Raw genomic sequence first — 20,805 nt, forward strand, 5'->3', positions numbered from 1 at the left:
GCGGTCGAGGATCCCGGGTTCAGGGATCGAGGTCGTCGAATGCCGTACTGAAGTCGATCGCCGGGGGCGCAACGCGCGTAGCGAAATCCTCGTGCCGGGGCCCACAGGCAACGATCACCCACACGGTGACCTCACCCGCCGCTCCGTCCCGGACACCCCAGTCCTGGGCCAGGGCGCTGATGATGTTCAGCCCCCGGCCGCCCCGTGCGGTGACCGAGGGCGTGGCAGGAACCGGGCGGGTGGGCCCGCCCCCGTCCGTGACCTCGACCGTCAGCCGTCCCGCTCTGTCGACGCGCCATGCGGCGCGTATCTCCCCGTCCCCGACTTCCCGAGCGCCGAGCGGCCTGCCATGTCGGCAGGCGTTGCTGAGCAGTTCGGAAAGGATCAGTACGGCATCGTCCACGACCGATTCGGGCACCCCGCTGATACGCAGTTGCTCGCGCATCCGGTGTCGCGCCTCGCCCACGCCCGCAGGACCATGGCGTACGTCCATGCACGACGACGTGGGCACTTCTTGTGCCACCACCAACGCCACCCCCGGAACCTCCTTAGCCCCACGCATGGTCTGGATGCCCCAATGGCCTGGACCGGAAACCGCCGCAGGAGCCCGAAGCGGGCCCCTCTGACGCATTCATGCCGACCAAATGCGGAGCGGATGCGCCGGAGCACACCCTGTAACGAAAGGGTTGGGGGTGGCGGGTGCGCAAAAAGGGACTTCAGCGCCCGAGTTGGGACAGGACTTGGCGGGGTCTGTTCGTGATGATTGCCTCCACGCCCAGATCAGCGCAGAGCTGAACGTCTTCCGGTTCGTTCACTGTCCATACGTGCACGGAGTGGCCCGCGCCCTGGAGCTTGTGGATGAAGCCGGGGTGGTTGCGCACGATCCGCATCCCGGGGCCGGCGATCGTCACGCCGGCCGGCAGCCGCCCGTCCCGCATCCGCGGCGAGATGAACTGCATCAGGTACACGGTCGGGATCGTCGGCGCGGATGCCCGGATCCGGTGCAGGGAGCGCGCGGAGAAGCTCATGACCCGCACCGGGTGCGGACCCTCGGCGGGCGGGGCGTCCAGGCCGAAGCGCTTGAGGAGGATGAGGAGGCGTTCCTCCACCTGTCCGGCCCAGCGGGTCGGATGCTTCGTCTCGATCGCGAGCTGCACCGGCCGTCCGGCGTCGGAGACCAGCTCCAGCAGGCGCTCCAGGGTGAGGACGGAGGTGCGCTCGGGGTCCGCGTCCCAGTCCGGTGACTCCTCGCGGTCCTTCCAGGAGCCGAAGTCGAGGGCGGCGAGATCGGCCAGCTCCAGGGCGGAGACGGCGCCGCGGCCGTTCGAGGTGCGGTTCACGCGGCGGTCGTGGACCAGGACCAGATGGCCGTCCGCGGTCAGCCGGACATCGCATTCGAGGCCGTCGGCGCCGTCCTCGATGGCCTTGCGGTAGGCGGCCAGGGTGTGCTCGGGGGCATCCTCCGAGGCGCCGCGGTGGGCGACGACCTGGATGGTGCGCGGCATTGCGTGGGTCACCGGGTCATGGTGCCACCGAGAGGTGCCCGGGCGTCGGGTCCGGCCCCGAGAGTGCATCCGAAATGTCGGATATAAAGAATGGGGAGAGATGCACAGGTCCGGCTTACAGTGCTCTGACGGGTCATGGGAAAGGCTTTGCCCAGGAACTTGTGCGGCACGTCGAACGTTCAGTCGGACCGATATCGCCAGAGAATTTTCCGAAGCCGTGTGTGACGAGGAGAGAGCGCTGTGAGCACCGAGAACGAGGGCACCGCGGCCCCGACACCCCCCGCGGCCCCGTCCGTACCCCCTGCTCCGGCCTCCGAGACGCAGGATGCGGCCCCCGCGCCCGCCGTCGGCGAGCCGGTGACCCAGCAGCTGCCGCCGACCCCGGCGCCCGGCACCGAGCCCACCCAGCAGATCCCGCCCGCACAGGCGCCCCCGGCCTACGGCCAGGCCCCCGCACAGACGCCCCCCGCCTACGGTCAGGCTCCCGCCCCGGCCGCGCACGGCGCCGAGGGCTGGCCGCCCCCGCCGCCCACGGTGCCGGCGTACGGAGCGGGCGGCCACGGCGGCGGCGCCTGGGGTGCTCCCCTGACCACCGACGGTGCTCCCGCGCCCAAGCCGAAGGGAAGGGGCGGCCTGATCGCGGGCGTGCTCGTGGCGGCCCTCCTCGCGGGCGGCATCGGCGGTGGCGTCGGCTACTGGGCCGCCCAGCGCAGCAACGACGGCAGCGGCTCCACCACGATCAGCGCCGCGAACACCCCCAAGGACCTCAAGCGCGAGGCCGGCTCCATCGCCGGTCTGGCTGCGGGCGCCCTGCCCAGCGTGGTCACCATCGAGGCCTCGGCCGGTGACGGCGAGGGCGGCACCGGCACCGGGTTCGTCTACGACCAGCAGGGCCACATCCTCACCAACAACCACGTCGTGGCCTCCGCAGCGAACGGCGGCAAGCTCTTCGCGACGTTCTCCGACGGCAAGCGGTACGACGCCGAGGTCGTGGGCCGCGCCCAGGGCTACGACGTCGCCGTCCTCAAGCTGAAGAGCCCGCCGGCCGGCCTCAAGCCGCTGCCCCTCGGTGACTCCGACAAGGTCGCGGTCGGCGACTCGACCATCGCGATCGGCGCCCCCTTCGGCCTGTCCAACACGGTCACCACCGGCATCGTGAGTGCCAAGAACCGCCCGGTCGCCTCCGGAGACGGCAGCGGCAGCAAGAACTCGTACATGAGCGCCCTCCAGACGGACGCCTCGATCAACCCGGGCAACTCGGGCGGTCCGCTGCTCGACGGACGCGGCGCGGTCATCGGCATCAACTCCGCGATCCAGTCAGCCGGCAACGGCGGCTTCGGCGGCGGCCAGGCCGGCTCCATCGGCCTCGGCTTCGCCATCCCGATGAACCAGGCGAAGAACGTCGCCGAATCGCTGATCAAGACGGGCAAGCCGGTCTACCCGGTGATCTCGGTCTCGGTCGACCTCCAGGCCAAGTCCGAGGGCGCCAAGATCTCCGAGCAGGGCGGGGCCGCCAACGAACTGGTCGACCCGAACGGTCCGGCCGGCAAGGCGGGCCTCAAGCCCGGTGACGTCATCACCGAGTTCGGCGGCAAGCCGGTCGACAGCGGCCCGACCCTGATCAGCATGATCTGGACGTACAAGCCCGGTGACACCGTGAAGCTCACCTACTTGCGCGGCGGCAAGCCGACCACGGTCGACATCACGCTCGGCTCGCGGGTCGGCGACAAGTAGCAGCACCCGAGCACCACCGGTCGCGGCGGCGGCCCGATGAGGAGGGGCCGTAGGCGGGATTCCGCCTACGGCCCCTCCAACGTCCGCTTATGCTTCGCTGGTGTTCGATTCTCGGCACATACGGACCTTTCATGCGGTGGTCGCCTCCGGGTCGTACTCGGCCGCCGCCCGCGTGCTGGGGTACACCCAGCCCGCCATCACCCAGCAGATGAAGGCGCTCGAACGCGCCGTCGGGACCCCGCTGTTCACCCGCGTGGGCCGCAAGATGCAGCTCACCGAGGCCGGGGAGTCCCTGTCACGGCACGCCGAGACCATCCTCGGCAACCTCTCCGCCGCCGAGGCCCAGCTGAGGGCGTACGCCCGGCTGCGCACCGGCCGGGTCAGGCTGTGCGGCTTCCCCAGCGCCAATGTCACCCTGGTCCCCGAGGCCCTGAGCGGCCTGGCCAAGGACCATCCGGGCATACAGGTGGAGCTGCTGGAAGGCGAGCCCCCGGAGTCGCTGCGCCGGCTGGAGCGCGGGGAGTGCGACATCACCCTGGCCTTCACCTATCCCGGCCTCCACGAGGAGATCCCGGAGGAGGTCGCCGAGGTCAGGCTGCTGGAGGACCAGCTGACGGTGCTGCTCCCGACCGGGCACCCGCTGGCCCGCCGACGTGCCGTGCACCTGGCCGACCTCGCCGAGGAACGGTGGATCGCGGGCTGCCCGCGCTGCCGGGCGAACCTGCTGCACGAGTGCGCGGAGCTGGGCTTCGTGCCCGACATCCGCTTCGCCACCGACGACAACCTGGTTGTGCAGAGCCTGGTCGCCCAGGGACTGGGTGTGGCGATGATGCCCGCGCTGGTGCTGCCCTCCCTCTCTCTGAGCCGGGTCTGCGGGCGGGCCCTCCAGCCCGCCGCGCGCCGGCACATCGCCGCGTACGTCTACCGCGATCATCTGCGTATCCCGGCGACGGCCGTGGTGCTCGACGCGCTGAAACAGGTGGCGGCGAACCGGGTCGGCTGCTGACCAACCCATAAGCGCTGCTTGGGATTTCAGGTCATAACTGTCGTTGGACGTGATGGAAAGTCGGCAGCACGCTGCCGATATGACCACCACCACGCCGGCCCGTACCACCACCACGAGGATGGCCGCCCTCGTCAGTGAGATCCGTACGGTCGTGGAGCGGGGGCTGGCTCCCGATCTCACCGCGTACCTGGTGGGCGAACGGCTCGCCCCGCACCTGGGCGCGCCCGACCTGCTGACCCCGGCACAGTGCGAAGGCGACCCGGAGCGGTACCGGCAGCACGTCCTGCACGCCGAGTCGGACGGCAGCTTCTCCGTGGTGGCACTGGTGTGGCTGCCCGGGCAGGAGACCTGCATCCACGACCACGTGTCCTGGTGCGTGGCCGGGGTGCACCAGGGCGAGGAGAGCGAACGCCGCTTCCGTCTCGCGCCGGGCACCGGTCCCGCCCGCCTGGTGGCCACCGAGGACGTGGTCAACGCCCAGGGCGACGTCTGCGGGTTCGCCCCGCCCGGCGACATCCACAAGGTGCGCAACTCCTGTACGGCCAAGGCGATATCGGTGCACGTGTACGGCGCCGACGTCTCCCGGCTCGGCACCAGCATCCGTCGCGTCTACACGCTCCCCGTCGACTGATGGCCCTCCTCCACCGCCCTCAGAGCACGGCGGTCCGGCATGTTTCACGTGAAACACCCACTCCGTGGCCGGGGTTGGCGATGGCCGCTGGCGGCGCGCTGACGGCTTGGTGCATCCACCGCCTCGCGCCCGCCGTGCCGATGCTGACCGCATCGGTGGTGCTGGGCATCGCAGTGGCGCACCTGCCGGGCCTGCGGACGTTCGTACGCGCGGCCGCGCGCCCGGGACTCTCCCTGGCCGGCCGCCGGCTCATGCGGATGGGCATCGTCCTGCTGGGCCTCGGCCTGGGGCTGGACCAGGTGCTCCGGCTGGGCTGGGCCACCGTGGCCATGGTGGTCGGCGTGGTCGCGGCGACCTTCCTCGGCACCCTCTGGCTGGGCCGCCGGCTGGGGCTCCCGGGCGATCAGCCGCTGTTGATCGCCACCGGGTACTCGATCTGCGGCGCCTCGGCGATCGGCGCGGTGAGCGAGGTGTCCGGCAGCGACGAGGAGGACGTGGCCGCCTCCGTGGCACTGGTCACCCTCTGCGGGACGCTCGCCATAGGGATACTCCCGCTCCTCCAGGGGCCGTTGGGGCTCTCCGACCCCGCCTTCGGGCGGTGGGTCGGCGCCGGGGTCCACGACGTCGGACAGGTCGTGGCCACCGCGCAGACCGCGGGCCCCGCCGCCCTGGGCGAGGCGGTCCTGGTCAAGCTGATGCGCGTGGCGCTACTCGCCCCGCTGGTGGCGGCCGTGGCCTTCTCGGTACGGGCCCGGCGCCGCGGGGTGCGCACCGCCTCGGGCCGCAGGCCGGCTCCGGTGCCGCTGTTCGTCCTCGGGTTCCTGGCCGCGGCCGCACTGCGCGCCACCGGGGTGCTGCCCGACGTAGCGCTGGAATGGGCGCACACCGCCCAGGAGGCCCTGCTGGCGGCGGCCCTGTTCGGCCTGGGGAGCGCGGTGCACCTGCCGACGCTGGCCCGGACCGGAGGGCGGGCCGCGGCACTGGGACTGGGGGCCTGGGTGGTCGTGGCGGGGGTTTCGTACGCGGGCGTGATGCTCACCGTATGACGCCGTTCAGTTCCGTATGACGGTTCAACGGCGGGGAGTTGGCCATTTCCTGGCCGGAACCGACCGAACGTTCTGACTGCCCGCTGACATTGCGACGTGCCCGTGCCACTCTGCCCGGTAATCCGCACGACGCACGACGCACGACGCACGACGCACGAATGCACCACGTACCACGCACCACGAACCGCGCACAGCCGATCCGCACCGACCGCTCTTCACCCCCACCCTGCCCGGCTTCGCCAACCGGCCCGGGCACGGCAGAAGGAGTCATGCGTGAATCGTCATCGCACGGCCTTGTCCGTCCTGCTCGCGGCCGGCGCCCTGGTCGCGGGCGCCCTGACGGCAGCCACCCCGTCGATCGCCGCGGATGCCCCCGCGTCCTTCCGGCAACAGCACACCCACGGCTTCTGGACCGCCGAGCGGATGCGCGGCGCCACCCCGCTCGACGTGACCGCGGTGCCCGGCGTGGCCCGCACCCCGGTCGCCACGTCGGCGGCCCCCACGACCATCGCACCGACGGCTGCGTCCCCCAAGGCGTCCCCCACGGCGTTCCCACAGGCGGGCGGCGCCTGGACGGGCGGCGGCGCCGTGGTGAAGACCTCGGGGCGAGTTTTCTTCACGATGGGCGACCGGACGGCATCGTGCTCCGGCGACTCGGTCACCAGCGCCAACGGCAGCACCGTCATCACGGCCGGCCACTGCGTGAAGTACCAGGGGGCCTGGCACACGAACTGGGTCTTCGTCCCCGCCTACAACAACGGCTCCGCCCCCTACGGGCAGTGGTCGGCCACCAAGACCTTCGCCACCGACCAGTGGGCCGCGAGCGAGGACATGAACATGGATGTCGGCCTCGCCGTCGTCGCCCCGCTGAACGGACAGACCCTCAGCCAGGCCGTCGGGGCCCAGGGCATCGCCTTCAACGGCGGTTACAGCAAGAAGATGTACTCCTTCGGCTTCCCCGCGGCGGCTCCGTACGACGGCACCAAGCTGGTCTACTGCAGCGGCAACAGCGGCAAGGACTTCCTGCTGACCAAGGACCACAGCCTGGGCTGCAACATGACCGGCGGTTCCAGCGGCGGCCCCTGGTTCCAGGACTTCAACGAGGCCACGGGCCTGGGCACCCAGGTCTCGGTCAACAGCTTCGGCTACACCTTCCTGCCGAACCGGATGTACGGCCCGTACTTCGGCAACGAGGCGAAGGCGGCCTACGACAAGGCTCAGACCTCCTGACCTCTTATGCCGCTCCCGCCACCCCCACCTGGCCGGTACTCTGTACCGGCCAGGTGGGTTGCCCGAGCGGCCTAAGGGAACGGTCTTGAAAACCGTCGTGGCGCGAGTCACCGTGGGTTCAAATCCCACACCCACCGCCAAGCGGGCCGAGGCCCAGCTCAGAAGGGGTGCCACCCATCCGGTGGCATCCCTTTCTGCATGCGGGGACGGCCGTCGGGCCCGGCTCCGGCGGAGTCAGCCGTCGAACCAGACGACCAGGCGGACGCCCTCGTCGCCGTGCAGGCCCGCCAGGGTCCTCATGACCGACCACACAGCACCCCAGTCGCTGTCGGGCACGGCGTGCTTCCGTCGCAGGCGACCGACGCGGAAGAGGCGATCACCGTCGGGCCACTCGGTGCCCTCGGGGTAGGTGCGGCCGGCGCGGTAGAGAGCGTGGGGCCCGGTGACGCCGGCGAGCACGGCGAAGCGGTCGAGGCCGGTGTTCCGGCCGTACAGCACCCAGGTCCCGTCCGGGCTGCGGCGGTACTCATGGACGCATTCGTCGACCTCGTTCGCGACCTCGTCCCAGTCCGTGGCAGCCAGCTCCGCCCAGGTGATCCAGGACGCACCGGTCGCGTCCGAGCTCCAGGCCTCGAAGCCGGCCAGGGTCTCCTGCGACGCGTCAGGGGGCAGGCCCCGGTAGTCGGCGAGAGGGCGGAAGGACGTGGTGTCGCGGACGCCGAACAAGGCACCGAAGGCGACGTACGAGCGCCCGTTGTAGAGGTGATCGAGGTCGATGGCACCGTCCCAGCTGCGGTCGTCCTCGTCCAGCCGGCGGTCCCAGCGGCACTCGATGAACCCGTGTATGTCTGTCCCCATACCGGAATGGTTCTCCGTCGGGGCACGGCGTGCGACGGGATTTCGGGCTCGGTGCGAGGGAGGTCGTGTGCGGTGGCACTGACACGTGTCACTTCGAGCGGCCGCGGCCGGACGCGGTGGCGTGCGGCCGAGTTGATTCGAGCCCGTCGTGCGTGATGATCATCACGCCGTCTTGGAGCCCAAGCGTACCAACGACTTTGAGCCATATGGCCGGTTGACATCCATCGAACGGTTGCGGCAATCTCCGCAGTGATCATTTTCTGATGATCATCAGTGCGTGAAAAGAAGGATGTTTGCAGTGCAGATCAAGCGCAGCATGAAGCTTGCCGTCGCCACCGGCGCCCTCGTCATCGCCGGTGCCGCTCCGGCCCTCGCGACCACCGCCTACGTCGGTGGCGGCGAGTGGAACTACGGTGCGGGCACCGCCACCGTGTGGTCGGACTACTACCACGGCTCCAAGTGCCACGGCTCGACCTCCGTCGGTGCGTACATCGACAGCGACGAGGCCGCCAAGGGCTCCTGGTCGATCACCTCGGCCAAGGTGAAGCTGAGCGGCAACAAGTCGTACTACAACACCTCTTGCTGATCTGAGGCCGGGTCCCACGACCCGCCTTGCAGCGATGAGCCGTCCGCGCCGTACGGGCGGACGGCTCGCCCCCCACGAATCGCGCTCCAGAAGTGCCCCTAGCTAGGCAATAGATGCTGCATCGAGGTATCAAATTCGCCCACGCCGTCGTGCTGGCGTTCTCCGCGACCCTCTCCTTCCTGTTCCTCCGGAGCCTCGATGAGGACTGGGCCCTCGGACACTCGGCCGTCGTCTGGGTGACGGACTCCGACGGCGCGGCCAGCGGCTCGCAGGTCGCCGGCGTGATCGCCGAATTCGCCGCGAAGAACCACGCGACGATCGCGCGCGAGGTCCCCGACCTCAAGGATCCGTCCAACCGCCGCCATCTCTACCTCGCACCGGGCGGCCCGCACTCCGACTGGCTGCGGGACGGCTATCCCGCGTTCAGCCGCGGCTACCACACCGACGTGCACCCCGTCGCCGAGCTGGGGCAGCGCGATCCGCGCGGTTTCTACTACGTCTTCGGACCGGACACGGCCGCCGCCTCGCTGACCCGGACCCTCTCCGACCTCGGCCTGGTCGCCTCCGTCAACCAGCCCTTCTCCCTTGCGCAGCTGACCACCGTCTACGCGGACAGTGCGCTGTACCGCTCGTTCTTCGTGGTCGCGCTCGCCGTCGTGACGATGACCGGCGCGAGCGTCCTGCTCAACGCCAAGGCCTACGGAGTGCAGCGCCTCCAGGGGAAGTCGTTCGGGCAGATCCTGTGGCGAGACATGCGGCAACTCGGGGCGTTCTGGGCCATCGCCTGCGCCGCGGTGTCCACCGCGACGCTGCTGCTCCTCGGCCTCTACAACGGGCTGGCCTGGATAGGCCAGTTCGCCTCGATCGCCCTGGGCTGCACTCTCGCCCTGAGCCTCATCGCCCTCGTCACCCACTCCGCGATGCTCTGGCTGACGTTCCAGACCGACGTACTGCGTGCCCTCAAGGGCGAGCTGCCCGCGCGCGCCGCGTCGGTGAGCGCCTATCTCGTACGGATACCCGCGCTCCTGCTCGCCCTCAGCATCGCGACAGCCGTCGTGCTGGGCGCCCAGGACGTCCTGGCCCGCCAGGAGAGCCGCGAGGCGTACGCGAAGATCGGCGACGCCACGTCGATCCGCTTCAACGGCAGCCTGGCGAGCGACACCGCACTGCGCAGCCTGGACGAGAACGTGGGCCCCTGGCTGCGCCAGGCCGACCGGGACGGCCAGATCATCGTGGCCGGACACCGGGACCTCCGGCTCTCGGCGGGCATACCGGGCCTGACCAAGGGCGACCTGCTGGTCGTCAACGAGTCCTTCCTCGCCGAGCAGCCCGTCCTCGACCCGGCGGGGCGAAGGATCGAACCGACCGCCGCGGCCCCCGACCAGATCAGGCTCCTGGTCCCCGAGGCCCTCGCACAGCACACCGGACGCCTGAAGGAGCTCACCCCGACCTGGCTGAGCCCGAGCGACCCGGGCAAGATCGCTCCCGCCCAGGTGAAGACCCTGCCGTCGAAGGACGGCCAGCGCGTCTTCACCTACAACCCGCGAGGCAAGTCGCACGCCGCGGACAACCCCGGAGCGGACGATTCCCTGGTGACGGACCCCGTCATCATCGTGTTCCCCAACGGCGCGCCCTTCCTGAGCGACAAGGGCTACACGAGCTACGCCTCGCAGCGGAGCATCGTCTTCCACAACCCGGACGACGTCACGGACGGCGTCCAGAAGCGGCACCTCGAGTCGTACGTCACCGCCATGACTCCCGTGGGGCAGGACGCCGCGCTGGAGCTGCGCAAGGTGGTCGGGGACTTCCGGCTCCAGCTGTTCAACCTGGCCGTGGCTGTGGCGGTGCTCCTCATCACCGGAGTCGGCGTCTGCATCGTCCACTCGCGCAAGAACGCGCAGGCGATCTTCGCCCGCCACATCAGCGGCTGGACCTTCACGGCCACCCACCGTCCCGTCCTGCTGGTCGAAGGAGTCCTCGCCGTCCTGCTCGCCGGATGGGTGCCCTTCCAGGTGTGGCAGCAGAACCAGGACGCCGCCCGGTACGAGGCCCTCGGCATCCCCGCCCCCCGCCCGACCGCCGAATTCACCGGGCTCGACCTCGGTGTCACCGGTGTGCTCGTCGCCGTCGAGGTCGCGGCCGTGCTCGTGGCCCTCGTCGTCTTCCACCGCCGGATCGTCAAGGAAGGGGCGACCGAGTCGTGACCCCCCACCTTTCAGCAGGAGCTTCCACATGATCGAGATCGAGAGCCTGTCCAAGTCCTTTGGCCCGCGAACCCTCTGGTCCGATCTCTCCTTCACCGTGGAGCGCCGCCAGATGCTGGCGCTCACGGGCCCGAGCGGTTCCGGCAAGTCGACGCTGCTCAACTGCCTCGGCCTGCTCGACGCACCGAGCTCCGGGGCGATCCGGCACGAGGGCCGCGACATCACCGGCTTCGGCCCGCGCGCCACGCGGCACTACCGGCGTGACGTGCTCGGGTACCTCTTCCAGAACTACGCGCTGATCGAGAACGCGAGCGTCGCGGCCAACCTGGAGGTCGCCATGAAGCCGCGCAGAGCCAGGAAGGGCGCTCCGACCGTCGCCGAGGCCCTGGAGCGTGTCGGGCTGGCCGGACGTGAGAAGGAACAGGTCCACCGGCTCAGCGGCGGCGAGCAGCAGCGCGTCGCACTCGCCCGCCTCATCGTCAAGCAGCCCGCCCTCGTCCTCGCCGACGAACCGACGGGCGCCCTCGACCACGACAACACCTCCATGGTCGTCGAGATCCTCCGCACGATGTGCGAAGAGGGCTGCGCCGTCGTCATCGCCACCCACGACGACGCGGTCCGCGACCGCTGCGACGTGGTCCTGACCGTCGGCGACGCCACACACCCCGTACCCGTGAAAGAAAGGCAGCTCTCATGAACGCCCGCCTCGTCCGCCGTTCCGTGATCGGCGTCGTGCTCCTCGCCGGCATCGTCGTGCTGGCCGTCTACGGCACGCACGCCGGCACCATCCTCGGCCGGATCGGGCTCCGGATCTTCTGACGCTCCGCCTTCCTCCCCTTCGCCGAAGCAGGCCCGGGTCGCCGACCCGGGCCTGCTTCGGCGTTCACGCCGGCTATGGCGCAAGGCGGGTGCAGGGATTCCCGGCTTGCCGGTCGGTCGGCTCCATGCTGAAGCAAATATGCAGGTCAGGGTGGGTTTGGAGGCAGGTTTTCCGGTGACTCCGGGGACGGCGGCCGGGGGTTCGAGGCACTTTGTTGGGCCGTCCGAGTGGTGTTTGTCGGAAGATCGGCGCGGGTCGTGGGGACGGTGCGGTTGCGGCCACATCATGACGAATGTATTCAGATCCGCCCGTCCGAACATCGTGAATCGAGGCACTCCGTCATGACTCACCGCAGCATCATCACGTCGATCTGGACCTCCGTCCTCGCCGCCCTGGCGGCCATCCTCTCCGGCTTCGGTCTCGCGGCGAAGTCGGCCTCGGCCGTCGCCTCCGTCCCCGCCCCCGCCGCTGAGGGCACCGCGGCCACCGCCGTGCGCCGGCCGGCCGTCGCGGCCCGGCGGACCTGGCGGGCGATGATGCGGGGAGGTTCGCTGCCGCCGACGATCAAGCAGCGGATCCACGCCGAGGCGCACGGCAAGACCCCTTCCGTACGACGTTCCACCACCGCCGCGGCCATGGGTGCCGGTGCCGGAACTGCCTCCCGGACGCTGACCTCGGCCGCAGCACCCGCCGCAGGACACGCCGCGGTACCTGCCGCCGCCATCGCGGCGCCCGCCGCGGGATCCGCAGCACCCGCGGTCGCCACCGGCGGCGCCCGGGACGCGCTCGCGCTCGCCGCGTAGCCCCCGTAGACCGAAATGCCGTAGGTCCCGTACATGCAGTCCACGGGAGCGCAGGGCAGCCGCAGGGTCCGGCTCGCAGGCGTACACGCCGCCGCCGGGCAGGAGCAAGGACGAGAACAGCGGCGAAAGAAGCTGTCAGGGCAGTCGTCAGGACGGTCGTAGGGACGGTCGTAAGAGCAGCAGTACGAGGACCAGCAGGAACGAGACCAGCAGCAGGCCCGTCAACAGGCGCTGGAGCCCGGTCGGTCGTGACCGCGGATCGCGCTACGAGGGTGCCCCCAGGGCGGGGCACGGATGGATCACCCCGGCTTGCGCCGGGGCGCGCAGGGGGCGTGAAGCTTGGCATTGCAGGGCCGCAGGCCCGGGAGACGGTGGGGTTCCCGGACGGCGCGGCCTTTTCGGCATGTCCGGGACAGGTGGTTGGGCGGAACGCTTCATCCCTTGTGTGGCGTGGGGTTCAGCTGTTCCCAGGGTGCTGACCTGGGGCTTCGGGGGCGCGAATGAGGTTTATCCGATGTTGGTCATACTTGCGGGGGAATCGGTGACTCCGGGGTGGTTCGCCGGGGATTCGGTGGGCAACTCTGGTCTCGCGACGTCGTCACCACACGGAACGAACGACCGAGGCGGTCGGCCAACTGCCTTGGACCAAGTCCCACTTCGGTTTTCTGGAGGATAAAGACATGGCAAGCATCCGTACCGCCCGCGTCATCGCCGCCGTCGCCGCGCTCCCCCTCGCCGTCGCTCTCTTCGGCGGGGTGGCGTCGGCCGACAACGGCTCCTTCGCGAACGACGGATCGAATGCGAGCGCCGCCGGCATCATCGGCAGCGGCGTGGGCGGCGACAACAACGGCAACTCGTCCACGTCGCAGCAGGTGGCCACCGGTTCCGGCGCATCCAACCAGAACAACACCGCTCAGGTGAACGGCTCGGCCCTCACCGCGATCGACCAGTCCAATGCGACCGTCGCGGTCAACTTCTACCCCTGGTGGTAGCCGCGGCCTGAGCCGCTCCGATTCCTGAGGGCGCCCGTGCGACCGGACCGGCTGGGGTCCGGTAGCGCGGGCGCCCTCGCGCATGTCCCCCGACCTTGACATCGCGGGTGAATCTGACGGACAGTCAGGTTCCCTCGATGATGTGATGCCGGGAGGCCAGCGCCGTGCACCTCGCTCCGACCGAAGGCCAGTTGCGGCTCCGCGCCGAACTGCGTGCGTACTTCAAGGACCTGCTGCCGGACGGCCTCCCCGATGACCCGGCCCGTCAGCGTGAACTCCTGCGCCGGATAGGCGCCGACGGGCTCCTCGGCCTCGGCTGGCCCGTCGAGTACGGCGGCCAGGGCCGCGGCGCCGACGAGCAGTTCGTCTTCTTCGACGAGGCCTACCGGGCCGGTGCCCCCGTCTCCATGGTCACGCTGAACACCGTGGGACCGACCCTGATGAAGTACGGGACCGACGAGCAGAAGGACTATTTCCTCCCCCGGATCCTCGCGGGCGACACCGTCTTCGCCATCGGCTACTCCGAACCCGAGGCCGGAACCGACCTCGCCGCCCTGCGCACGCGCGCGGTCCGCGACGGATCGGACTGGCTGATCGACGGGCAGAAGATCTTCACCTCCAACGCCCAGAACGCGGACTGGATCTGGCTCGCCTGCCGCACGGACCCCGCGGCCCCCAAGCACAAGGGCATCTCGATCATCCTGGTGCCCACCGACACCCCGGGCTTCTCCTGGACCCCCATCGACACCGTCGGCGGGCTCACCACCACGGCCACGTACTACGACTCCGTCCGCGTGCCCGCCGGCCATCTCGTCGGCCCCGAGCACGGCGGCTGGGGTCTGATCACCAACCAGCTCAACCACGAGCGCGTCGCTCTCGCCGCCATCGGCATGCAGGCCGAGGACTTCTACGCGTACGCGCTCGACCACGCCCGCGCCCCCGACCGGGTCACCGGCGAGCGGCCCGCCGACCTGCCCTGGGTGCAGTCCCGGCTCGCCGAGGCGCACGCACGCCTGGCCGCCGTACGCCTCCTCAACTGGCGTCTCGTCCAGGACGTGGGCAGCGGCGCCCTGGCACCAGGTGACGCCAGCGGGGTGAAGTTCCTCGGCACCGAGTCCACCGTCGAGGTGTACCGGATGTGCCAGGAAGTGGTGGGCGAGGAGGCGCTGATCCGCGGGCCCGAGGCCGTCGCGGGCGGCGAGCTCGAACGGATGAACCGGGCCGCGCAGATCAACACGTTCGGCGGCGGGGTCAGCGAGGTCCAGCGGGAGATCGTCGCCATGATGCGGCTCGGCATGAAGGGGAGGAAGCGATGACGGCGGACGCGGACGTGGACGACGCGACAGTGGCCGAGGCCGAGGAGGCAGCCCGCTTCCATACCCTGCTGGCGGCCTTCGAGGGACAGCCGGCGGCCACCGCGGGCCGGGGCAAGGACGTCGTCAACGAGCCGATGATCCGCCACTGGTGCGAGGCGATGGGCGATGCCAACCCTGCCTACACCGGCCCGGACGCCATCGCGCCGCCCACCATGCTCCAGGCCTGGACCATGGGCGGTCTCTCCGGCCACGCGGACCGCTCCTCCGCCTACGACGAGCTCCTCACGCTCCTCGACGGCGCCGGCTTCACCTCCGTGGTCGCCACCGACTGCGAGCAGGAGTACCACCGCCCCCTGCGCCCGGGCGTCGCGATCACCTTCGACGCCGTCATCGAGACCGTGTCGCCCCGCAAGACGACCAAGCTGGGCACCGGCCACTTCGTGACCACCCGCATGGACGTGCAGGCGGACGGGGAGCTCGCCGGCACCCACCGCTTCCGCATCCTGAAGTACGCACCCGCCGCCGGTCCGGTGAAGCGGCCCCCGGCACAGCGGCCCCCGGCACAGCGCCCCCGCCCGGTGATCAACCGCGACAACCAGGGTTTCTGGGACGGCGTGCGCGACCACAAGCTGCTGATCCAGCGGTGCACCTCCTGCACCGCCCTCCGCTTCCCGTGGCTCCCCGGCTGCAACGCCTGCGCGAGCCCCGACTGGGACACGGTCGAGGCTTCCGGCGCCGGCACGGTGTTCAGCTACGTCGTCATGCACCACCCACCTTTCCCGGCCTTCGACCCGCCCTACGCCGTCGCACTCGTCGAGCTCGCCGAAGGAGTCCGGATGATCAGCAACATCACCGGCGTGCCCTACGACAAGGTGCGCATCGGCCTCCCTGTCCAGCTGGAGTTCCTGCGCGTCGACGCCGGCCTCGAACTCCCCGTCTTCCGCGGGAGCGAGGGCTGATGGACTTCCACCCCACCGAGGAGCAGGCCGCCGCGGCCGGACTCGCCGCCCGGATCCTGTCCGATCTCGCCACCCACGAGCGGCTCGCCGAAGCCGGCACCGGCAGCGACGCCGAACTGTGGAAGGCCCTCACGACGGCCGGACTGACCGCTGCGGTCGAGGAGGTCGGCCTGCTCGGGCTGGTCCTGCTCCTGGAGGAACAGGGCCGCACCACCGCGCAGGTCCCGTACGCCGCCACCTGCGTGTACGGGATCCTCCCCGTGGCCACACACGGCAGCCCCGAGCAGCGCGCCCGCCTGCTGCCCGCCCTCGGCACGGGTGAGGCGGTGGCCACGGGGGCGTTCCCGGCGCGCGGCCGGATCACTGCCGAGGACGGCCGGCTCACCGGGACCGCCCCCGCCGTGCCGTGGCTGCGCGATGCCACGCACGTACTGGTCCCGGACGCGGACCGGGCGCTGTGGCTCGTACGGACCGATGCGCCCGGTGTGCGGACCTCCCCGGTGGAGACCACCGCCCCCTGGTCGGCGGGCCGGCTGACCCTGGCCGCGGCCGGGGGAGAACGCCTCGGCTCCGAAGGCGCGTACGAGGACACGCTCGCCGCCGCCCGCACCGCCTTCGCCGGGCTCCAGGCGGGCGTCTGTGCGGGTTCTCTCGCCCGCGCGGTGGAATACACCTCCACCCGGGAGCAGTTCGGCAGACCGCTCTCCACCAACCAGGGGGTCATGCTGCGCGCGGCCGACGCGTACATGGACACCGAGGCGATCCGGGTCACCACGTACGAGGCGGCCTGGCGCATCGACCAGGGTCTTCCGGCACACGAGCACGCGCTGACGGCCGCCTGGTGGGCCTCGGAGGCGGGCAAGCGGGTCGTGCACGCGGGCCAGCACCTGCACGGCGGTATGGGCGCCGACCTGGACCACCCCGTCCACCGGCACTTCCTGTGGGGACGCCAACTGGACGCCTACCTGGGCTGCGGCAGCGAGCTGCTGGCCGAGCTGGGGGCCTCGATCGCGGCGTCCCCCGCATTCGCTTCGAGGGCCGAGGGAGAGCAGGCATGAACGTCGGCGACACGCTGCCGCCGCTGGAGATACCGGTCACCCGCACGCTGATCGTCGCGGGCGCCATCGCCTCCCGCGACTACCAGGACGTGCACCATGACGCGGCGCTCGCGCAGGAGAAGGGCTCTCCGGACATCTTCATGAACATCCTGACCACGAACGGCCTGGTCGGCCGGTACATCACCGACCACCTCGGCCCGAGCGCCGTCCTGCGCAAGGTGGCCATCCGCCTCGGCGCCCCCAACTATCCCGGCGACACCATGACCCTCACCGGCACCGTCACCGCCGTCTCCGGGGCCACCGTCTCGGGGGCGACCGGCTCCGGGACCACCATCGAGATCCGGGTCGTCGGCGCCAACGGCATCGGCCACCACGTCACGGGAACGGTCACCGCGGAGGTGCCGGCATGAGCGTCCGCACCCGCGACGAGCTCGGCGGCCGCGCCGCCATCGCCGGCATCGGGGCGACCGAGTTCTCCAAGGACTCCGGCCGCAGCGAGCTCAAGCTCGCCGTCGAGGCCGTGCACGCCGCCCTCGACGACGCCGGACTCACCCCCGCCGATGTCGACGGCATGGTCACCTTCACCATGGACACCAGTCCCGAGATCACCGTCGCCCAGGCGGCCGGCATCGGGGACCTTTCCTTCTTCTCCCGCATCCACTACGGCGGCGGCGCGGCCTGCGCCACCGTCCAGCAGGCCGCCCTCGCCGTCGCCACCGGGGTCGCGGAGGTCGTCGTCTGCTACCGCGCCTTCAACGAGCGCTCCGGGCGCCGCTTCGGGTCCGGGGTCCAGCAGCGGGAGCCCTCGGCGGAGGGCGCGGCGCTCGGCTGGTCGCTGCCCTGGGGGCTGCTGACCCCCGCCTCCTGGGTCGCCATGACCGCCCAGCGCTACCTGCACACCTACCACCTCACCCCCGAGGCATTCGGGCACGTCGCGGTCACCGGCCGCCGGCACGCCGCGAACAACCCCGCCGCCTACTTCCACGGCAAGCCCATCACCCTCGCCGACCACGCCGCCTCGCGCTGGATCGTGGAGCCGCTGCGGCTGCTGGACTGCTGCCAGGAGACGGACGGCGGCCAGGCCGTCGTCGTCACCACGACCGAGCGCGCCCGGGACCTGAGACAGGCGCCCGCCGTGATCACCGCGGCCGCGCAGGGCGCAGGGCGCCGCCAGGAGGGCATGACCTCCTTCTACCGTGACGACCTCACCGGGCTGCCGGAGATGGACGTGGTCGCCCGCCAGCTGTGGCGGACCAGTGGGCTGCGGCCCTCGGACATCGACGTCGGCATCCTCTACGACCACTTCACCCCCTTCGTCCTGATGCAGCTGGAGGAGTTCGGCTTCTGCGCGCCAGGGGAGGCGGCGGATTTCGTGGCCGCGGACGCGCTGCCGCTCAACACCCACGGCGGCCAGCTCGGCGAGGCGTACCTGCACGGGATGAACGGCATCGCCGAAGCCGTCCGCCAGTTGCGCGGCACCTCCGTCAACCAGGTCGCGGGGGCGGCGCACGCTCTCGTCACGGCCGGTACGGGGGTCCCCACCTCCGCTCTGATCCTCGGCTCCGACGGCTGAGATCCAGGACCCGCGGCCCCCGCCCCCTCCACCTTCAGGGGGTAGGGACCGCCCTGTTCCTACAACCTGAGGTGGATCCACCATCGGCACCTGCGGCCGATCCCAGGGAGGGTGGGCGCTCCTAGCGTGGAGACATGACCACGCCTGTGTGCACGCTCGCCTCGAATCCGACGCCGTACCCGTCGTTCTCGGCGTACGTCCGGACCCGCGGCACGGTCCTGATGCGCACCGCGCGCTCCCTCACCGCCAACCCGTGCGATGCGGAGGACCTGCTCCAGACGGCCCTCGCGAAGACGTACGTGGCCTGGGACCGGATCGAGGACCACCGCGCCCTGGACGGCTATGTGCGCCGGACCCTCGTCAACACCCGTACCTCCCAGTGGCGCAAGCGCAAGGTCGACGAGTTCGTGTGCGACGAGCTTCCGGAGACCGAGGCGTTTGCGGCCTGCGACCCCGCCGAGGCGCAGGCGCTGCGCGACGCGATGTGGCGCGCCGTGACCCGGCTGCCCGACCGGCAGCGGGCGATGGTCGTCCTGCGGTACTACGAGGATCTGAGCGAGGCGCAGACGGCGGAGCTGCTCGGCGTGTCGGTCGGCACGGTCAAGAGCGCGGTCTCCCGCGCGCTGGGCAAGCTCCGCGAGGACCCGGAGCTCCTGCCGGTCCGCTGAGACGGAGGGTGTTTCACGTGAAACACGACGACGTCCAGGGATGTTTCACGTGAAACACGCCCTGGTTTCTACCCCCGGGTAGTGACAGACCGACCGGTACGTGCGCAGAATCGGCAGCATCCGTAGCCGCCGCAGCGCCGCAGCGCTCACCGGGAGGACGCTTTGCTCAGCACCATGCAGGACGTACCGCTCCTCGTCACCCGCATACTCCGACACGGGATGACGATCCACGGAAAGTCCCAGGTCACGACCTGGACCGGGGAGGCCGAGCCGCACCGCCGCAGCTTCGCCGAGATCGGCAACCGCGCCACCCGTCTCGCCGGCGCGCTGCGCGACGAGCTCGGAGTGCAGCAGGACGAGCGGGTCGCCACCCTCATGTGGAACAACGCCGAGCACGTCGAGGCGTACTTCGCGATTCCCTCCATGGGCGCGGTCCTGCACACCCTCAACCTGCGGCTCCCCCCTGAGCAGCTGGTCTTCATCGTCAACCACGCCGCCGACCGGGTGGTGCTGGTCAACGGCACGCTGCTGCCCCTGCTCGCGCCGCTGCTGCCGCACCTGCCGACCATCGAACACGTGGTGGTCAGCGGCATCGGCGACCGCTCTGTGCTTGAAGGCCTGAACGTGCGGGTGCACGAGTACGAGGAGCTCCTCGCGGGCAGTTCCGACAGCTACGAATGGCCCGAGCTGGACGAGCGCCAGGCGGCCGCGATGTGCTACACCTCCGGCACCACCGGGGACCCCAAGGGCGTCGTCTACTCCCACCGCTCGCTCTACCTGCACTCGATGCAGGTCAACATGACCGAGTCGATGGGGCTGACCGACAGGGACACCACCCTCGTCGTGGTCCCGCAGTTCCACGTGAACGCCTGGGGGCTGCCGCACGCCACCTTCATGACCGGTATCAACATGCTGATGCCGGACCGGTTCCTGCAGCCCGCCCCGCTCGCCGAGATGATCGAGCGGGAGAAGCCCACGCACGCCGCGGCGGTACCCACCATCTGGCAGGGACTGCTGGCCGAGGTCACCGCCAACCCGCGCGACCTGACCTCGATGAAGCAGGTCACCATCGGCGGCGCGGCCTGTCCGCCCTCCCTGATGGAGGCGTACGACAAGCTCGGCGTCCGCGTCTGCCACGCCTGGGGCATGACCGAGACCTCGCCGCTGGGCACGATGGCGCACCCGCCGGCCGGCCTGAGCGCCGAGGAGGAGTGGCCCTACCGGATCACCCAGGGCCGCTTCCCGGCAGGCGTCGAGGCCCGCCTGATCGGTCCCGCCGGCGACCTCCTGCCCTGGGACGGACGGTCGGCGGGCGAGCTGGAGGTGCGCGGCAACTGGATCGCCGGCTCCTACTACGGCGGTGCGTCCGGCGAACCCTTCCGGCCCGAGGACAAGTTCAGCGCCGACGGCTGGCTCAAGACCGGCGATGTCGGCGTGATCAGCGCCGACGGCTTCCTCACGCTCACCGACCGCGCCAAGGACGTCATCAAGTCCGGCGGCGAGTGGATCTCCAGCGTGGACCTGGAGAACGCGCTGATGGCGCACCCCGAAGTCGCCGAGGCCGCGGTCGTCGCCGTCCCCGACGAGAAGTGGGGCGAGCGCCCGCTGGCCACGGTCGTCCTCAAGGAGGGCGCGAGCGTGAACTGCACGGGGCTGCGCGAGTTCCTCTCCCAGACCATCGCCAAGTGGCAGCTGCCGGAGCGCTGGACGTTCATCGAGGCGGTGCCGAAGACCAGTGTCGGCAAGTTCGACAAGAAGGTGATCCGCAAGCAGTACGCGGACGGAGCGCTGGCCGTCACCAAGCTCGACTGACGAC

General features: G+C 70.6%; 20 protein-coding genes, 1 tRNA gene and 1 pseudogene. 19 read left to right on the forward strand and 3 right to left on the reverse strand.

Features of this window, described 5'->3' with window-relative positions:
• Positions 1–19 precede the first annotated feature (19 nt).
• Together KO717_RS18795 and KO717_RS18800 are read right to left on the reverse strand one after the other, a co-directional pair.
• A pseudogene (locus KO717_RS18795) lies at positions 20–603 on the reverse strand (ATP-binding protein).
• Positions 604–716: 113 nt separating this feature from the next.
• Positions 717–1,505 (reverse strand): glycerophosphodiester phosphodiesterase, encoded by a 789-nt coding sequence (locus KO717_RS18800; RefSeq protein WP_301374603.1) that lies wholly within the window; start codon positions 1,503–1,505, stop codon positions 717–719.
• Positions 1,506–1,745: 240 nt separating this feature from the next.
• Here KO717_RS18800 and KO717_RS18805 point away from each other — a divergent pair, with 240 nt between their 5' ends.
• From KO717_RS18805 to KO717_RS18830, 6 genes are all read left to right on the forward strand, one after another.
• A complete protein-coding gene (locus tag KO717_RS18805; RefSeq protein ID WP_301369171.1) occupies positions 1,746–3,239 on the forward strand; it encodes a S1C family serine protease in 1,494 nt (497 codons plus the stop codon).
• A 100-nt stretch (positions 3,240–3,339) separates the two neighbouring features.
• Positions 3,340–4,245, forward strand: coding sequence for a LysR family transcriptional regulator (locus tag KO717_RS18810; RefSeq protein ID WP_301369172.1), 906 nt, complete (start codon positions 3,340–3,342; stop codon positions 4,243–4,245).
• Between the two features lie 79 nt (positions 4,246–4,324).
• Positions 4,325–4,876 carry a cysteine dioxygenase family protein gene (locus KO717_RS18815; RefSeq protein WP_301369174.1) on the forward strand — a complete coding sequence of 184 codons (552 nt, stop codon included), beginning with the start codon at positions 4,325–4,327 and terminating at the stop codon, positions 4,874–4,876.
• Positions 4,876–5,922 carry a YeiH family protein gene (locus KO717_RS18820; protein WP_301369176.1) on the forward strand — a complete coding sequence of 349 codons (1,047 nt, stop codon included), beginning with the start codon at positions 4,876–4,878 and terminating at the stop codon, positions 5,920–5,922. Before KO717_RS18815 ends, KO717_RS18820 begins: the two co-directional genes overlap by 1 nt.
• 273 nt (positions 5,923–6,195) lie before the next feature.
• A complete protein-coding gene (locus KO717_RS18825) occupies positions 6,196–7,152 on the forward strand; it encodes a trypsin-like serine peptidase (protein WP_301369177.1) in 957 nt (318 codons plus the stop codon).
• 52 nt (positions 7,153–7,204) lie between these two features.
• A tRNA-Ser gene (locus KO717_RS18830) sits at positions 7,205–7,292 on the forward strand.
• Positions 7,293–7,386: 94 nt separating this feature from the next.
• Here KO717_RS18830 and KO717_RS18835 read toward each other — a convergent pair.
• Entirely contained in the window at positions 7,387–8,010 is a 624-nt protein-coding gene (locus KO717_RS18835) for a hypothetical protein (protein WP_301369178.1), read from the reverse strand.
• Between the two features lie 298 nt (positions 8,011–8,308).
• Between KO717_RS18835 and KO717_RS18840 the strand changes: the two genes are divergently transcribed.
• The 13 genes from KO717_RS18840 to KO717_RS18900 all read left to right on the forward strand — a co-directional run bounded on the left by KO717_RS18840 (position 8,309) and on the right by KO717_RS18900 (position 20,801).
• Positions 8,309–8,596 carry a lactococcin 972 family bacteriocin gene (locus KO717_RS18840; protein WP_051880178.1) on the forward strand — a complete coding sequence of 96 codons (288 nt, stop codon included), beginning with the start codon at positions 8,309–8,311 and terminating at the stop codon, positions 8,594–8,596.
• Between the two features lie 113 nt (positions 8,597–8,709).
• Entirely contained in the window at positions 8,710–10,800 is a 2,091-nt protein-coding gene (locus tag KO717_RS18845) for a bacteriocin-associated integral membrane family protein (RefSeq protein WP_301369181.1), read from the forward strand.
• A 28-nt stretch (positions 10,801–10,828) separates the two neighbouring features.
• Positions 10,829–11,497, forward strand: a complete 669-nt coding sequence (locus KO717_RS18850; RefSeq protein WP_301369183.1) for an ABC transporter ATP-binding protein — start codon at positions 10,829–10,831, stop codon at positions 11,495–11,497.
• Positions 11,494–11,619, forward strand: a complete 126-nt coding sequence (locus tag KO717_RS18855) for a hypothetical protein (RefSeq protein ID WP_301369185.1) — start codon at positions 11,494–11,496, stop codon at positions 11,617–11,619. Before KO717_RS18850 ends, KO717_RS18855 begins: the two co-directional genes overlap by 4 nt.
• Positions 11,620–11,961: 342 nt before the next feature.
• On the forward strand, positions 11,962–12,423 hold the full coding sequence (locus tag KO717_RS18860) for a DUF6344 domain-containing protein (RefSeq protein ID WP_301369187.1): 462 nt from the start codon (positions 11,962–11,964) through the stop codon (positions 12,421–12,423).
• A gap of 680 nt (positions 12,424–13,103) precedes the next feature.
• Positions 13,104–13,415, forward strand: a complete 312-nt coding sequence (locus tag KO717_RS18865; RefSeq protein WP_301369189.1) for a hypothetical protein — start codon at positions 13,104–13,106, stop codon at positions 13,413–13,415.
• 164 nt (positions 13,416–13,579) lie between these two features.
• Positions 13,580–14,731, forward strand: a complete 1,152-nt coding sequence (locus KO717_RS18870; protein WP_301369191.1) for an acyl-CoA dehydrogenase family protein — start codon at positions 13,580–13,582, stop codon at positions 14,729–14,731.
• The gene (locus KO717_RS18875) at positions 14,728–15,690 is read left to right on the forward strand and encodes a bifunctional MaoC family dehydratase N-terminal/OB-fold nucleic acid binding domain-containing protein (protein ID WP_301369193.1); all 963 of its coding nucleotides are present in this window, start codon (positions 14,728–14,730) and stop codon (positions 15,688–15,690) included. Before KO717_RS18870 ends, KO717_RS18875 begins: the two co-directional genes overlap by 4 nt.
• Positions 15,690–16,748, forward strand: coding sequence for an acyl-CoA dehydrogenase family protein (locus KO717_RS18880; protein ID WP_301369194.1), 1,059 nt, complete (start codon positions 15,690–15,692; stop codon positions 16,746–16,748). Before KO717_RS18875 ends, KO717_RS18880 begins: the two co-directional genes overlap by 1 nt.
• Positions 16,745–17,158 carry a MaoC family dehydratase gene (locus KO717_RS18885; protein WP_301369195.1) on the forward strand — a complete coding sequence of 138 codons (414 nt, stop codon included), beginning with the start codon at positions 16,745–16,747 and terminating at the stop codon, positions 17,156–17,158. The genes KO717_RS18880 and KO717_RS18885 overlap by 4 nt, the downstream gene beginning before the upstream one ends.
• The gene (locus KO717_RS18890; protein WP_301369196.1) at positions 17,155–18,321 is read left to right on the forward strand and encodes a lipid-transfer protein; all 1,167 of its coding nucleotides are present in this window, start codon (positions 17,155–17,157) and stop codon (positions 18,319–18,321) included. The genes KO717_RS18885 and KO717_RS18890 overlap by 4 nt, the downstream gene beginning before the upstream one ends.
• A gap of 134 nt (positions 18,322–18,455) precedes the next feature.
• Positions 18,456–18,989 carry a SigE family RNA polymerase sigma factor gene (locus KO717_RS18895; RefSeq protein ID WP_301369197.1) on the forward strand — a complete coding sequence of 178 codons (534 nt, stop codon included), beginning with the start codon at positions 18,456–18,458 and terminating at the stop codon, positions 18,987–18,989.
• Positions 18,990–19,151: 162 nt separating this feature from the next.
• Positions 19,152–20,801, forward strand: a complete 1,650-nt coding sequence (locus KO717_RS18900) for a long-chain fatty acid--CoA ligase (RefSeq protein ID WP_301369198.1) — start codon at positions 19,152–19,154, stop codon at positions 20,799–20,801.
• The last annotated feature ends 4 nt before the right edge of the window (positions 20,802–20,805 follow it).

Origin of the sequence: Streptomyces xanthophaeus (assembly GCF_030440515.1) — a bacterium.
GTDB classification, from domain to species: domain Bacteria; phylum Actinomycetota; class Actinomycetes; order Streptomycetales; family Streptomycetaceae; genus Streptomyces; species Streptomyces kutzneri.

What these genes read in the sequence shown, in the direction of transcription:
- KO717_RS18865 (WP_301369189.1), top strand. Translation starts at nt 13,104, where the DNA reads ATGGCAAGCATCCGTACCGCCCGCGTCATCGCCGCCGTCGCCGCGCTC.
- KO717_RS18895 (WP_301369197.1), top strand. Translation starts at nt 18,456, where the DNA reads ATGACCACGCCTGTGTGCACGCTCGCCTCGAATCCGACGCCGTACCCG.
- KO717_RS18890 (WP_301369196.1), top strand. Translation starts at nt 17,155, where the DNA reads ATGAGCGTCCGCACCCGCGACGAGCTCGGCGGCCGCGCCGCCATCGCC.
- KO717_RS18850 (WP_301369183.1), top strand. Translation starts at nt 10,829, where the DNA reads ATGATCGAGATCGAGAGCCTGTCCAAGTCCTTTGGCCCGCGAACCCTC.
- KO717_RS18820 (WP_301369176.1), top strand. Translation starts at nt 4,876, where the DNA reads ATGGCCCTCCTCCACCGCCCTCAGAGCACGGCGGTCCGGCATGTTTCA.
- KO717_RS18860 (WP_301369187.1), top strand. Translation starts at nt 11,962, where the DNA reads ATGACTCACCGCAGCATCATCACGTCGATCTGGACCTCCGTCCTCGCC.
- KO717_RS18880 (WP_301369194.1), top strand. Translation starts at nt 15,690, where the DNA reads ATGGACTTCCACCCCACCGAGGAGCAGGCCGCCGCGGCCGGACTCGCC.
- KO717_RS18885 (WP_301369195.1), top strand. Translation starts at nt 16,745, where the DNA reads ATGAACGTCGGCGACACGCTGCCGCCGCTGGAGATACCGGTCACCCGC.
- KO717_RS18875 (WP_301369193.1), top strand. Translation starts at nt 14,728, where the DNA reads ATGACGGCGGACGCGGACGTGGACGACGCGACAGTGGCCGAGGCCGAG.
- KO717_RS18845 (WP_301369181.1), top strand. Translation starts at nt 8,710, where the DNA reads ATGCTGCATCGAGGTATCAAATTCGCCCACGCCGTCGTGCTGGCGTTC.
- KO717_RS18855 (WP_301369185.1), top strand. Translation starts at nt 11,494, where the DNA reads ATGAACGCCCGCCTCGTCCGCCGTTCCGTGATCGGCGTCGTGCTCCTC.
- KO717_RS18800 (WP_301374603.1), bottom strand. Translation starts at nt 1,505, where the DNA reads ATGCCGCGCACCATCCAGGTCGTCGCCCACCGCGGCGCCTCGGAGGAT.
- KO717_RS18815 (WP_301369174.1), top strand. Translation starts at nt 4,325, where the DNA reads ATGACCACCACCACGCCGGCCCGTACCACCACCACGAGGATGGCCGCC.
- KO717_RS18835 (WP_301369178.1), bottom strand. Translation starts at nt 8,010, where the DNA reads ATGGGGACAGACATACACGGGTTCATCGAGTGCCGCTGGGACCGCCGG.